Below are 14,170 nucleotides of genomic sequence, written 5' to 3'. Positions count from 1 at the left end.
TAACTCAAAAAGACAAAAATGAATACATTAATAGCTATAACAGGATTGGGTATTTTCTGCCTATTGTTTGAAATTCTTAATTTAAGAAAGGCCATCATTCCTATTACCATTTTGGGTTTAATAGGTGTATTGGCACTTAATTTCTATGAATTTGGAACGGAACAAAGTTATTACAACAACATGGTTGCGGTGTCAAAGTTTTCTACAGCTTTTTCATCATTGTTTATCGTTTTGACCATTTTCCTTGTAGCGTTAAGTCATAATTTTTACCAAAATCACCCAACAAAAATTTCAGATTACGTTGCCATTAAGGTATTCTTATTGGCTGGAGCTGTTGCTATGGTTTCTTTTGGAAACTTAGCTATGTTCTTTTTAGGAATCGAAATCTTATCTATCGCTTTATATGTTCTCGCTGCAAGTGACCGTTTGAACATTAAAAGCAACGAAGCAGGTATGAAATATTTCTTAATGGGATCTTTCGCTTCTGGTATTATCTTATTCGGAATCTGTTTGATCTATGGAGCAATGGGAAGTTTTGATATCAGCGAAATTCACGAAAGTGCATTATCTGCAGAATTACCAATTTGGTTCCCAATTGGACTGATTTTAATGATTATTGGAATGTTATTTAAAGTTGCTGCCGTTCCTTTCCACTTTTGGGCTCCAGACGTTTACGAAGGTTCTCCCGCGTTAACCACTGCTTTAATGAGTACATTGGCAAAAGTAGTAGCAATTGCAACTCTATTTAAGTTGATTTCTGGAATGAATGTGATTTCTTCTTTAGAAAACCAAGATCTTTTACATACGTTTGAAGTTATTGTAGTTATTATCTCTATCGCTTCAATGTCTGTTGGTAATATTATGGCATTAAGACAAGTAAACGTAAAACGTATGCTTGCTTTCTCAGGAATCTCTCATGCCGGTTTCATGTTAATGACATTATTGACTGTTTCTGCTTCAGCTGGTGTTTTATTATATTATACTGCTGCTTATGCTTTGTCAGGAATCGCTGCTTTCAGTGTTATTTTATATGTATGCAGAGATCAAGACAATGAAGACATTACTAACTTCCACGGATTAGGAAAAACAAATCCTTTATTAGCGGCTATCCTAACAGCTTCTTTATTGTCTATGGCCGGAATTCCAATTTTCTCTGGATTCTTTGCTAAATTGTTTTTATTCAATCAGACTATTCAAGCAGGATATATTGGTTTAGTAATTGTGGCAGTAATTAACTCTATTATCAGTGTGGGTTACTATTTCAAATTAATCATTGCGATGTATTCTAAAGAGCCTAATCAGGAAAGAACAGGAAGACCATTCCTTATTTATGCTGCAGCAGTAGTATCAATTGCATTAAACATTATTTTAGGTCTATTCCCTTCATTAGTTTTAGATTTATTGCAATAAGATAAAGACATACTATCATATAAAGAAATCCATCAAACTCCATTTTGATGGATTTTTTTATGACAAATAAAGAAGAGAAATTCATGTTAAAAATTCCGTCCATTCAATTGCACTTCAAAAAAACTCCATATCTTTGAGTTCAATTAAATGTATAAATTATGAACTTTAATTCAAAAAATCCATTTTTAAACAGCAAGCGTTTTTCGTCTGATGCTGAACCAAGAACTGAAGTACACCAAGCTCAGATTATTGATTACAATCAAGAAATGACCGTGTCTGGAACAATTAATAAAACAGCAATCCTGTTTTTAATCTTATGCGGTGCCTCTATGGTTACTTGGTGGATGGCATTTAATGGAATGAATCCGATGCTTCCAACTATCGGTGGAGCAATTGTTGGCTTTGTTTTGGTCTTAATTTCTTCTTTTAGACCTCAAGCATCTCCTTACCTAGCTCCAGGATATGCATTATTTGAAGGTTTGTTTATTGGAGGAATTTCTGCCATATTCGAATTAAGATTTCCAGGTATTGTAATTAATGCCGTTGGAGCAACTTTGGTTACTTTCTTAGTATGCCTTGGTTTATACAAATTCAAAATCGTCAAAGTTACAGAACAATTTAAATCTGTAGTTGTGGCAGCAACATTGGCTATTGCAACTTATTATTTAATTTCTTGGGTTATATCAATGTTCTCAAGTTGGACACCTGTTCATTACGGAAATTCGATGATGAGTATTGGTATCAGCGTTTTTGTTATCATCATAGCAGCTCTAAACCTTTTCTTAGATTTTGATTTAATTGAAAAAGGTGCGAAAGAAAGAATGCCAAAATTTATGGAATGGTATGGCGCAATGGGATTAATGATTACATTGGTTTGGTTGTACATTGAATTCCTAAGATTACTTTCAAAACTATCTAGTAAAGACTAATAAAGTTTCTTTTAATAATATTGAAGCCTTTTTGAGTAAAATCAAAAAGGCTTTTTTTATTTTCCATTATTCCCTTTGAAGTATTTTTTTTAGATATTCTCAGATGAAATCAAAACAAAAAAGCTAATTTCTTACAAATATGTAAAATGTAATTTATTGCATTTAAAAAAATACATTTTTATTAAAATTTTACACCTTTAGAAAAGAACTTCTCAAAAGACCAATAAAATCCGAGTCTCTTCAAATCAAGTTAATATGTAATTAATTACAATTCATGCAATTAATTACATTTTTATCATTTAAAAATAAAAATATTTTAATTATTCTCTTTTTAACATATAAAAAATTATATAATTAAAAATTAATATATAATTTAGTGTAATCGATTACAATTAAACCACTAATTATCGATAGTAAAACCACTTACTTATTAACAAATTTAAACCACGCAATTATGAAAAAAAATCTACTTTTTATGACCTTCTTTTTAATTACCCTCCAAACATGGTCACAACAAATCACAGAAGCAAGCGGCTGGCTCGAATCCGTCTTCGTGAAATGGCAGCCCGTGAGCAATGCCCAAACTTACAATGTATATTATACAGGTGGAGGACTTGTAGATCAAAAGATTGATAATGAGCTTATCAGAAGCTACGGAACTTTTTTTAGAGCCGACATTCCAGGATTAAAAGCCGGATCTTACACGGTAAAAATCAAACCGGTTATTTCTGGTGTTGAAGGAACTGGAACCACAACCACTTCATTAACCGTTAAAGCTCATGACAGATCCGGATTTGCATTTTCAAACTCCAGAGTTCCTGGTGCTTATAATGCAGACGGAACTCCAAAAAGCAATGCAGTAATCCTTTACATCACACAACAGACCAAAAACACAATTTCACTAAATGTAACAGGAGCATCAGTTAATCCGTGTGTTGGACTTCAAACGATTCTGGACGGATATAAAAAAGGGAAAGACACAAGACCTTTAATCATTCGTATGATTGGTCAAATCACTGATTTAACTTATATGATGAATGGTGATTTAGTTATTGAAAACAACAATAATGCGGCTAGCTACATCACTCTGGAAGGAATTGGAAACGATGCTACAGCAGATGGCTGGGGAATCAGAGTCAAAAATGCTTCAAACATAGAAATTCGAAATATTGGAATTATGAATGTGGATAGCGGTGAAGGTGATAACATTGGTTTACAGCAAGACAACGATTATGTCTGGGTACATAATTGTGATTTCTTTTATGGAAAACCTGGTGGCGACGCAGATCAAATAAAAGGTGACGGAGCTTTGGATTGCAAAAAATCGACTTATGTAACCTTTTCATACAACCATTTTTGGGATAATGGAAAAAGCAATTTATTAGGCTTAAGCGAAGGAACTACAGAAGGTTTATACATAACCTATCACCACAACTGGTATGATCATTCTGATTCTCGTCATCCAAGAATCCGTTATTATTCTGCTCACGTTTATAATAATTATTATGATGGAAATTCTAAATATGGTGTTGGGTCAACTTTAGGTTCTTCTGTTTTTGTTGAAGCTAATTTCTTCAGAAATTGTAAATACCCTATGCTGACTTCTATGCAGGGAACAGATATTTTTTATGGTACTGGAGGAACTTTTTCAAGTGAAGATGGTGGCACAATTAAAGCATTTAACAACACTATGAGTGGGCAAACTCGTTTTGTTGGATACAATGCTACAACATATCCCGTAGAATTTGATGCATATGTTGCAGCGACTAGAAATGAAACCATCAGCAGCAGTATTAAATCAAAAAAAGGAGCTAAAACTTATAATAATTTCGATACCAATTCAAGTGTCATGTATGCTTACACACCTGAAACACCAGAAAATGCCAGAACTACTGTTATGCAATATGCAGGACGTGTTTCAGGAGGTGATTTTCAATGGACATTCAACAATGCCGTTGATGATACTGCCGACGGTGTAAATATTGGTTTAAGAGATGCATTAAACTCTTATCAGACTGGTTTAGTTGCTGTACAAGGCGGAACGAGTGGAAATCAAACTTTGACTTCAACTTCAAACACCAATCAAACCGTAACTAGCGGAACAGCGATTGAAACTATCGTCTTTACATGGGGAGGTGATGCGACTGACGCGACTGTAACTGGTTTACCTGCTTCTGGATTATCATTCGTAAAAAATGTTACAGCAAAAACAATCACGATTACTGGAAATCCAACCACTACAGTAACTTATTCAATCGCGACAACAGGTTCAGCAGGGAATCCAGCAACTGGATCAGGAACGATTACGGTTAACGCTGCAGGAACTCAGACTTTAACATCTACAAACAATAACAGCCAGACTGTTGCCAGTGGCACTGCAATAAGCTCAATTGTATTTACTTGGGGAGGAACTGCAACAGATGTAACTGTAACTGGATTACCTGCTTCAGGTATCAGCTTTACAAAAAACAGCTCTGCCAAAACCATTACGATTACAGGAACACCAACTGCAAATGTATCGTATACAGTAACAACTACAGGAACAGGAACCGCCGCAACAGCTTCCGGGACTATAACAGTTACAACTAGTAATCCTTCTGGAGATGAAATACATAATTTTACTGTATCTGGAAAAGACAGCGATTTCTACACTATAACAGGAAACCTTTCTACAACAAAAGGAACTGTTACCTATAATGGTTTAACGTTAACGCAATGTTTAAAAATCGAATCTTCTACCAACATTTCGTTTACAACTACTCAAGCAAGTACTTTAACTTTAGTCTTTGTAGAAGCGGCCGCAACTATTAAAGTAGATAATGTAGATAAAGTAGCAACAAACGGAATTGTAACAGTATCATTAACAGCGGGAAGTCATACTATAACCAAAAAAGATACTTCAAACTTATTTTATATGAGCACGGTTTACAATACTGGAACATTAAAAATGGCACAGCCAGAATTAGCCACCGACACAAAAATATATTTATATCCAAATCCGGTTACAAACATTCTATACGTATCAGATCCAACACAGAAAGTGGAAAATATATTAATTTATAATGTGAACGGAATCCTTGTAAAAACTGTTCCAAAAGGAAATGAAAATATCGATATGAGTAATTTGGCATCAGGAAGTTATTTTGCTAAAATTTCAACAACCGAAGGTTCAATCAATCAAACTATTATTAAAAAATAAACATTTGAACATTTTATAATCGTAAAAGGTTTCCTGATTTGGAAACCTTTTTGCATTTAATTTCTATCTTTTTCGATTTCGAAACTCTTGTTGTTCCGTTATTTTTCCAAATTCATTCAAACATTTTTTAATCGTTTCTAGATTAATCCCAACGAAAAATAACATCCCAATAAAAATTACAATCCAGCTGTAAACAATCTTTACAAAAGAAATATCTGATGTAGCTACGTAAAAAATGACTGTTGGCAGAATCGATACTATAAATGTCAGTCCTAATGCCAGCATTAACGGATTTATGATAAAACTGTTTATACTATTAAGTCCAATTTTTCTAATGATAATTGCTAAAAAAAGCAATGCCATTATTCCAAAAACTATACCTGCGAAACTATAAATCATAACGATATCAGGCTGATTGTTTATCTGTTCTTCGTATCCAAAAAAGGTATTAAAATTGAATTCCATCGTACTTCTTTTGTTCTGGTGTTACATCAAATAAACTTTGGGATTTATACCCCATAATTTTGGCTAAAATAAAGTTAGGAAACTCTTCAATTCCCACATTATACAGATTGATACTATCATTAAAAAACTCTCTTCTATCGGCAATTTTATCTTCCATCTGAGACACTCTTTTCTGTAGTTCCAAAAAATTACTGTTTGATGCTAGTGTTGGATAATTTTCAGAAACAGCAAATAGGTTTTTCATCGTTTTTGAAAACTCATTTGCATTTTCAATTTTCTCTCCAACTGATTTGGAGTTCAGAAAATCGGTTCTTAATTTAGTTAAATTCGTTAATAATTCAGTCTCATGTTCCATAAATTTGGAAGCCACTTTTACCAACTCTGGAACTTCTTCTGCTCTTTGCATAAGAATCACATCAATATTCCTAAACGCTTTTTCATAATTATTTTTAAGCATAACCAGCTTGTTATAAATTCTGATAAAAAAGTTAAAGAACACGAAAAGCAGAATTATTCCAGCAATTAAAGCAATATTTTGAACAGTCATAGTTGTTTTAGTTTAAAATGATATAAATAATTAGAAGCGAAATAAAAAATAAGGTTATTAAAAAGGAATCTAACAAGGGTTTGTATTTATTTCTAAATGAAATACTTCTTGGAATTGCAATCCCAAATACATTATCTGAATCTCCCTTTTTTATAATTGTTTTTCCATTATCTGAAGCGGCATAACCTATCAGAAACATGTAATCGTTATGTCTTAGATACGTTTCAGAATATCTGGTCTTACCTCCTTGCTGATTGTCAACTCTATCAAAAAAGTACTCCATTCCTTCGCCATCAACAGTGACAGAACCTGTTTCGTCTTTAATTTTAAATTTGCCTGTTTTAACTTCACTAAAAATAGTCGAATAGGTCGTTCTGCCATCATCATCAGGTTTGCTTTCTTTTTCTATTTTATAATAATATCCAATACAAGGTTTATTAAAATAAGGAGAAATAATGGGCTCAATTTCTTCAAGATCTCCTTCAACTTCCACCATTCCCATTGCAATTGAATCCATTTTTGAAGTGGGAAGAATGGATTGCAGACGCATAAATTTGCTTTTATTACTGGGAAAAAAGATATTCTTTAGAATAATAAAACCTGGAATAATTAAAAAAAGAAGTTTTAAATTTTCGGTCTCGGCCAATAAAATAAAAGTTCCAAAAAGACCTGCTATAATCAAAACTCCCAGAACCTTTTGACCAAATGTTGTTTTAGGAATATTATGTTTTTTATTAAATTTTTCTCGTTCTATTTTTTCCTCTTTACTGCTCTGAATTCCTGCGTAAATCATTCCAATAATCGCAAAAAAGAAAAGAGAAATAAATAAGAACAATACGGCAGCCAAAGGAAAAGTAGCATCTATTAAAAAACTAATCCCAACAATAGCTGGAGATAAAACAAAAAAAAGCCAATTAGGAAATTTCAAATTAAAAAGTCCTGAAAAGATTAAAGTCTGAAATAAGGCAATTCCTAAACTAAAAAGCATTAAAAAAATAACCTCCGCAGCATCTACTCTATTTTGAGTTAAAAATTCAAAAAAATCATTCATAATAAAAGGGCAAATAGTTATACTTTTTAAGGCTTAAAATACAATTTCGACTTCTTTAGACAGTAATTTTCTAATCCTGCTCCTTTCCAAATCTGAAATAGGATTGTTACTCAAATCCAAACCTACAAGCTTCTGTAATTTATTGATTTCGTTTGGAATATCGCTAATTTCATTATGACTTAAAATCAGAAACTTTAAATTTTTAAAATGTAGAATCTCTTCTGGAAATGTTTTCAATTGTTGTTTAGACAAGTCCAGTTCGATTACCAGTTCTGATTTTAATTTTGCTTGATCTAAACTGTAAAAAGTTGTTTTTTCTTTTTTCTTCTCTTCTTTATTTCTGTTTAAAAGACCAAATCCCGCTAAGATCAAAGACGCTAAAAAAAAGATACACAAAAACGCTGTCCAAATTGGATCATCCCTTTTTTCTGTTGTAAAAAGACGAACGTAAATGTAATAAGCCATTCCAAGAACAAGTGTAAGAAACAGTCCAAAAACTATTAAATAAAGACAATATTTCAGAATAGAAAAGATAACTTTTTTTACCGCGGTGGTATTCTTTGCAGTTAAAAAGTACACCATTAAACCCAAAACTAAAACCCAAAAAACAGCAACTCCTATTATTCCAATTTCACTCCCGTTCTGGATAATGGCAAACGAAAATAAAACAGGAAACATTAAAACAAATCCAATTAACAGTGCTGTAAAACCAACAGACAAACAACCTGCCTTTTGTTTTGTATGGGATGATTTCAGCCATAAATAGGCCAATAAAAAAGATAACAGAATAACACCAATAAATGCATATCCAAAAGGAGTAAGTCCAGCCAAAAAAATCAAAGTCATTTTTATTTTCTTATAAATTAAACATCAATAAATGATGTCGCGGCAATAAAGGCGAATACAAATTAAAATAAAAATACTACAAATTTCGGCATTAAAAAAACCGCTTCTTCAATTAATGAAAAAAGCGGTTTTTATTTATTTTCTTACTTCGTTTTACAAGTCAAATTTAATTCCTTGGGCCAACGGAAGATTTGTCGTATAATTTATTGTATTAGTCTGACGTCTCATATAGATTTTCCAGGCATCAGAACCTGATTCGCGTCCTCCGCCAGTTTCTTTTTCACCTCCAAAAGCACCGCCAATTTCTGCTCCCGAAGTTCCAATATTTACGTTTGCAATGCCACAATCAGAACCTGTTACAGATAAAAATCTTTCGGCTTCTCTTAAATTATTAGTCATAATTGCCGATGATAAACCTTGCGCAACACCATTTTGAATTTCGATTGCATTATCCACTTCTCCAGAATATTTAATCAAATATAAAACTGGAGCAAAAGTTTCGTGTTGTACAATTTCAAATGAATTTTCTGCTTCTGCAATTGCTGGTTTTACGTAACAGCCACTTTCGTAACCTTCTCCTGAAAGTACTCCTCCTTCGACCAAAATTTTTCCACCTTCGGCCACTACTTTATTTAAGGCTGATGCATACATTTCTACAGCATGAACATCAATCAGTGGTCCAACATGATTGTTTTCGTCAAGCGGATTTCCAATTCGTAATTGTTTGTAAGCGGCAACTAATGCATCTTTTACTTTATCATAAATACTTTCGTGAATGATCAATCTTCTTGTTGATGTACAACGCTGGCCGGCTGTTCCAACTGCTCCAAAAACAGCTCCAATAACCGTCATTTTTATATCAGCATCTGGCGTCACGATAATCGCATTATTTCCTCCTAATTCTAATAATGATTTTCCTAATCTGCCCGCCACTTTTTGGGCTACAATTTTTCCCATTCTGGTAGAACCTGTTGCCGAAACAAGCGGAATGCGAGTATCCGCTGTCATTAATTCTCCTATTTTGTAATCACCGTTTATCAAACAGGAAATTCCCTCTGGCAGATTATTTTCTTTAATAACCTGAGCAATTATATTTTGACAGGCAATACCGCATAACGGTGTCTTTTCTGAAGGTTTCCAAACACAGACATCTCCAGAAATCCATGCCAGCGCCGTATTCCATGACCAAACTGCAACCGGGAAATTAAACGCCGAAATAATTCCTACAATTCCAAGGGGATGATATTGTTCGTACATTCTGTGTCCTGGTCTTTCAGAATGCATGGTTAATCCATGAAGCTGACGAGATAAACCAACGGCAAAATCGCAGATATCGATCATTTCCTGAACTTCTCCAAAGCCTTCCTGCAATGATTTTCCCATTTCGTAAGAAACCAATTTACCAAGGGCTTCTTTATTTTGTCTCAATTTTTCTCCAAACTGACGAACAATCTCACCACGTTGCGGTGCAGGAATTAGTCTAAACGTTTTAAAAGCTTCTGCTGCCGTCTGAATTACTTTTTCGTAATCATCAGATGTTGACATTTTTACCGAAGCAATTAATTTTCCATCAACTGGTGAATAACTTTCTAAAATCTCTCCTGATGAAAAATTATTTATTCCCGTCGATGTTCCTTCATTTAGGGTTTTAATGCCCAATTTTTCCAGAGCTTCCTTCATTCCAAATTGCGATGCTATTGTTGTCATTGTAACTTTTTTAGTTAAAATTGTTATATTATTAATGTAAAGATATTATTTCAAATTGAATTTCAATTAAATATTCCTTTTAAAAGCTTTCTTGCTTCCTAAAAGCAAAATGATCAAAAAGAGAATAAAACTCAATGTAGACAAACCATAAATAATAATTTCTTTTCTCTTCAATTTTTCCTCAAAAGAATTTTTTACTAATTCGATTTGATATTCAATATTATCTTGAAATCTTGAAATTTTAACTTTTTTATCATTCAAAAAATCCTTGTTCAATTTATCTAACAAAACTAATTCTGTTGAATCGATATTTTTTAATAAATCAGTTCTCGAGCAAATCGAGCTATACAAAGCATAACTATTATTCTTAGCATAAATCAGATATTCTTTTCCGATGTCAAAAAAGAAGTCGCAAGACCCAGAATCAGTAGCCAACAAATCTCTAAATTCATAACCAGGAAAAAAATTCCCTTTATATGACTTTTTTATTTTTACTGAAAACACATAGACCTTTTGTCCATAACTTCCATATAACAAGCTATCTATTTTTACTATTTCCCCAACAAAAACCTCGCTAGCTAGTTCCCAATTTTTCTCTATTGATGGTTTTCCAGAGCAATCACAGCAATATACTTTTGAAGACATTAAAATAAAAAACAATACAAAAACTATGTTTCTAATCATGATTTAATATTTTTAGATAAATGTAAATTTATGATTAATTACAATGATTTTTTCCATAATTGAGTGCTTTCTTTCTATTTTATTGATGAAATTTGCAACACCAATTTTTTAGATTATGAATAATTTCAGCCGTTTTTTTCTTTGTTTCCTTTTAATTTCATCGAATGTTTTTTCTCAAAAAGAAAAATCTTCTTTTCAGGTAGTTCCTTTAGGAATAAAAGGCGGAATTGACGAAAAAAACCTTTCAGCTTATTTGCTTGCTCCAATTAACACAAACGATTATATCTGTCTCGATGCCGGAACTATAAATGCCGGAATTGAAAAAGCCATCGAAAAGAAAACTTTTAAAGTTTCGACCAGTACGGTTTTAAAAAAATACATAAAAGGTTATTTAATATCACATGCCCACTTAGATCATGTCTCTGGTTTAATCATCAATTCTCCTGCTGATTCTTCTAAAACGGTTTATGCAACAGAGAAATGTATGGAAATGATGGAAAATCATTATTTTAATGATCAGACCTGGGCAAATTTTGGAGACAAAGGCCCTGGTTTTCCATTGAAAAAATATCACTTTCAAACTCTAAATATTGGTGAAGAAACGCCAATTTCAAATACTAAAATGACGGTTAAGGCTTTTCCGTTAAGCCACGTAAATCCATTTGAAAGCACTGCTTTTTTAGTTAAAAACGAGAATGAATATGTTTTATATTTAGGTGACACTGGCCCAGATGCAGTCGAAAAAAGCGATAAGTTAAAAACATTATGGACGGCAGTTGCTCCTTTAGTTCAAAACAAACAATTGAAAGGTATTTTTATCGAAGTTTCTTTTCCTAACGAACAGCCAGATAAATTTTTATTTGGTCATTTAACTCCTAACTATTTATTGAAAGAACTTCATGTTTTAGAAGAAATGGCAGGAAAAGGTTCATTGAATAATTTCAAAATTATCATTACACATTTAAAACCTCCTGCAAAAAATATTGCCAAAATTAAAGAGCAGTTAAAAAATCAAAACGATTTAGGACTGAAGCTTATTTATCCTGAACAGGGGAAAAAGTTTGTGTTGTAGTTTTTATTTAGCGACAGATTTTAAGGATTATGATTTTCTTCTTTTCTCAATCAATCCTCTTTTCTCTAATTTAGCAAGCATTTCTTCATGTGTAATGAAATTACCTGTCCGAAGGTCTTCTTTACCCTGTCTAATATCAGCTTTTAATTCTAAAATAAATTTTTCTTCATCATTTAATTGAGCTTTTAAAATCTCATCATTCTTTTTAATATCCATTCTGCATATATTATTGTGATAATAAACCCGACAGGTTTTAAAAACCTGTCGGGTTTGATATCTAAAATTAAATTCAATTTATTTCTTAGCCACAAATCTTGGATCAGTTTCCATTACTGTTCCACATTTTTCGCAGGTTCTCAATTCTTCTGAATTATAAAAATGTTCAAAATGAGGTAAGAAATCTTTCTCGATATTGTGTAGTTCAAAATACACTTCATAAAGTTTATGATTGCAATTGTCACAATGCCAAAGCAAACCATCGGTAAAACCTTGTCCAGCTCGTTTACGTTCAATTACCAATCCGATAGAACCTGCAGAACGAACGGGAGAATGAGGAACTTTTGCCGGATGTAAATACATATCGCCTGCATTTAACTCCATTTCCTTTCGTTCTCCATCTTCCTGAATTACTACTTTTATACTGCCTTCTAATTGGTAAAAAAGTTCTTCTGTTTCGTTATAATGATAATCTTTTCTTGCATTTGGTCCCGCCACAATCATTACGATATAATCGCCAGAATCTACGTAAAGATTTTTATTTCCAACTGGCGGTTTTAATAAATGACGGTTTTCGTCAATCCATTTAGTTAAGTTGAAAGGTTTTGCTATAGCCATTTTTTTAATTCTAAATTGTGAAAAGCTAAGGTAGTGAAATTGTAGAGACGCACCGCAGTGCGTCTTTAGGTTTCTAATTTCATTTCAAAAAAAGGTTAGACGCACTGCGGTGCGTCTCTACTGTCGAATTTCTTTTATCAAATATATATAAACCGGAAAATGATCACTAAAACCTGCTTCTGTTAATGTATTTCGCAACGGATAACCTTTATACTGTCCCGAATTCTGAATAAGATAAGGTCTGGTGAAAATCCCTGCTTTCCAAAAACTAAAAGTTGCAAAATCTGATTTAGTTAAAGATGCTGTCATCATAATTTGATCAAAAATATTCCAGGAATCCCGAAAAGCAATTGTACCTAGTCCTTTATTTACTAATTCTTCAAACGGATTAAAAACACCAAATTCTAAAACTTCTGACTTCTTTCCTTTTGCTCCCAAAGCTGTTTTTATACTATTATTAATTGGTCCGTCATTAAAATCTCCCATGGTCATCACTTTTGCTTGTGGGTTTATCTGCTGTAAAGAATCGATAATTTTTCGGTTCAACTTTCCTGCGGCTTCTCGAAATAAAGTTGTGGCTTTTTCACCTCCAGATCTTGATGGCCAGTGATTGACTATTATATGTATTTCTTCATTTTCTAAAAACCCCGAAACCAACAGCTGATCTCTTGTAAAAACACGATTGTTATTTTCTTTTTTAATTTCAAGCTCATCATCTTCAATTTCTGATTGTTCTTCTTTTTTGAGACTATTCTTTTTGTAAATGATTAATGGAATATTAGAAAAAGAAGTCGGGCGAAAATATTTTTTCTGATAAAGCAAAGCCACATCAATTCCTCGTTTATCGGGCGAATCAAAATGAATGATTCCGAAATCGAATTGCTGTAATTTTGGTTCTTTGATTAAGTCCTCTAAAACATCTCTATTTTCTACTTCAGCACATCCTAGTAAAACTGGGGCATTTGAATTTTCTGGTGTTCCAATTTCAGAAATTACTCTTGCTAAGTTTTTCAACTTTTGCTCATATTTTTGTTTTGTCCAATGCTGTGTGCCATTTGGAGTCCATTCATCATCATTTGTAAAATCATCATCTACAGTGTCATATAAATTCTCAAAATTGTAAAATGCAACGGTATGTATTTTGTATTTTTTAGGTTGCGAATAACCCTGAAATATTCCAAGTACAATTATGTAAAAACTAATTCTAATAAACTTCATAAATTTAACTTTTTAAAAAGTTCAATTTAAGCATATTATTTAATTGTAAGAAAATTCAAATGAATTTAAATTCTAAAATTTCTATATTTGTTTTCTACACAAATGAAAAAGCAGATAAATTATGAAAATGAAAACCCTTTTGTTCAATAAAAAACACTTTATCCTTTATAGAGCTGCATTTCTTATTTTTGCTTTTCAATCATTCACT

Annotated in this window: 13 protein-coding genes; 4 read left to right on the top strand and 9 right to left on the bottom strand. The window is 32.5% G+C overall.

Annotation, left to right across the window (positions count from 1 at the left end; genetic code table 11):
- Positions 1-18: 18 nt before the first annotated feature.
- From BM289_RS02205 to BM289_RS02195, 3 genes are all read left to right on the top strand, one after another.
- The gene (locus tag BM289_RS02205; RefSeq protein WP_091490513.1) at positions 19-1,410 is read left to right on the top strand and encodes an NADH-quinone oxidoreductase subunit N; all 1,392 of its coding nucleotides are present in this window, start codon (positions 19-21) and stop codon (positions 1,408-1,410) included.
- A 158-nt stretch (positions 1,411-1,568) separates the two neighbouring features.
- Positions 1,569-2,339 (top strand): Bax inhibitor-1/YccA family protein, encoded by a 771-nt coding sequence (locus tag BM289_RS02200; RefSeq protein ID WP_091490511.1) that lies wholly within the window; start codon positions 1,569-1,571, stop codon positions 2,337-2,339.
- A 454-nt stretch (positions 2,340-2,793) separates the two neighbouring features.
- Complete coding sequence (locus BM289_RS02195) at positions 2,794-5,538, top strand: pectate lyase family protein (protein ID WP_091490510.1); 2,745 nt, start codon at positions 2,794-2,796, stop codon at positions 5,536-5,538.
- Positions 5,539-5,601: 63 nt separating this feature from the next.
- Here the strand turns inward: BM289_RS02195 and BM289_RS02190 are convergent, their stop codons facing one another.
- The 6 genes from BM289_RS02190 to BM289_RS02165 form a co-directional block, all read right to left on the bottom strand.
- A complete protein-coding gene (locus tag BM289_RS02190) occupies positions 5,602-6,003 on the bottom strand; it encodes a hypothetical protein (protein ID WP_091490509.1) in 402 nt (133 codons plus the stop codon).
- Positions 5,987-6,550, bottom strand: coding sequence for a LemA family protein (locus BM289_RS02185; RefSeq protein ID WP_091490507.1), 564 nt, complete (start codon positions 6,548-6,550; stop codon positions 5,987-5,989). Before BM289_RS02185 ends, BM289_RS02190 begins: the two co-directional genes overlap by 17 nt.
- 7 nt (positions 6,551-6,557) lie before the next feature.
- Positions 6,558-7,601, bottom strand: coding sequence for a hypothetical protein (locus tag BM289_RS02180; protein ID WP_091490506.1), 1,044 nt, complete (start codon positions 7,599-7,601; stop codon positions 6,558-6,560).
- Positions 7,602-7,634: 33 nt separating this feature from the next.
- A complete protein-coding gene (locus tag BM289_RS02175) occupies positions 7,635-8,447 on the bottom strand; it encodes a leucine-rich repeat domain-containing protein (RefSeq protein WP_091490504.1) in 813 nt (270 codons plus the stop codon).
- 153 nt (positions 8,448-8,600) lie between these two features.
- Positions 8,601-10,154, bottom strand: coding sequence for an L-piperidine-6-carboxylate dehydrogenase (gene amaB / locus BM289_RS02170; RefSeq protein WP_091490503.1), 1,554 nt, complete (start codon positions 10,152-10,154; stop codon positions 8,601-8,603).
- A 66-nt stretch (positions 10,155-10,220) separates the two neighbouring features.
- On the bottom strand, positions 10,221-10,799 hold the full coding sequence (locus tag BM289_RS02165; RefSeq protein WP_091490501.1) for a hypothetical protein: 579 nt from the start codon (positions 10,797-10,799) through the stop codon (positions 10,221-10,223).
- 154 nt (positions 10,800-10,953) lie between these two features.
- Between BM289_RS02165 and BM289_RS02160 the strand changes: the two genes are divergently transcribed.
- Positions 10,954-11,910, top strand: a complete 957-nt coding sequence (locus tag BM289_RS02160) for an MBL fold metallo-hydrolase (protein ID WP_091490499.1) — start codon at positions 10,954-10,956, stop codon at positions 11,908-11,910.
- Between the two features lie 27 nt (positions 11,911-11,937).
- On the opposite strand, the gene BM289_RS02155 is transcribed toward BM289_RS02160, so the two are convergent.
- The 3 genes from BM289_RS02155 to BM289_RS02145 all read right to left on the bottom strand — a co-directional run bounded on the left by BM289_RS02155 (position 11,938) and on the right by BM289_RS02145 (position 13,962).
- On the bottom strand, positions 11,938-12,126 hold the full coding sequence (locus tag BM289_RS02155; protein WP_091490498.1) for a hypothetical protein: 189 nt from the start codon (positions 12,124-12,126) through the stop codon (positions 11,938-11,940).
- Positions 12,127-12,204: 78 nt separating this feature from the next.
- Positions 12,205-12,744 (bottom strand): 3-hydroxyanthranilate 3,4-dioxygenase, encoded by a 540-nt coding sequence (locus BM289_RS02150; RefSeq protein WP_091490496.1) that lies wholly within the window; start codon positions 12,742-12,744, stop codon positions 12,205-12,207.
- A gap of 117 nt (positions 12,745-12,861) precedes the next feature.
- On the bottom strand, positions 12,862-13,962 hold the full coding sequence (locus tag BM289_RS02145; RefSeq protein WP_091490494.1) for an endonuclease/exonuclease/phosphatase family protein: 1,101 nt from the start codon (positions 13,960-13,962) through the stop codon (positions 12,862-12,864).
- Positions 13,963-14,170 lie beyond the last annotated feature (208 nt).

Origin of the sequence: Flavobacterium phragmitis (genome assembly GCF_900112575.1) — a bacterium.
In the GTDB taxonomy this organism is placed as follows: domain Bacteria; phylum Bacteroidota; class Bacteroidia; order Flavobacteriales; family Flavobacteriaceae; genus Flavobacterium; species Flavobacterium phragmitis.
Note: the sequence above shows the minus strand (reverse complement) of the source record. Positions and strands in the feature narration are given on the sequence as shown.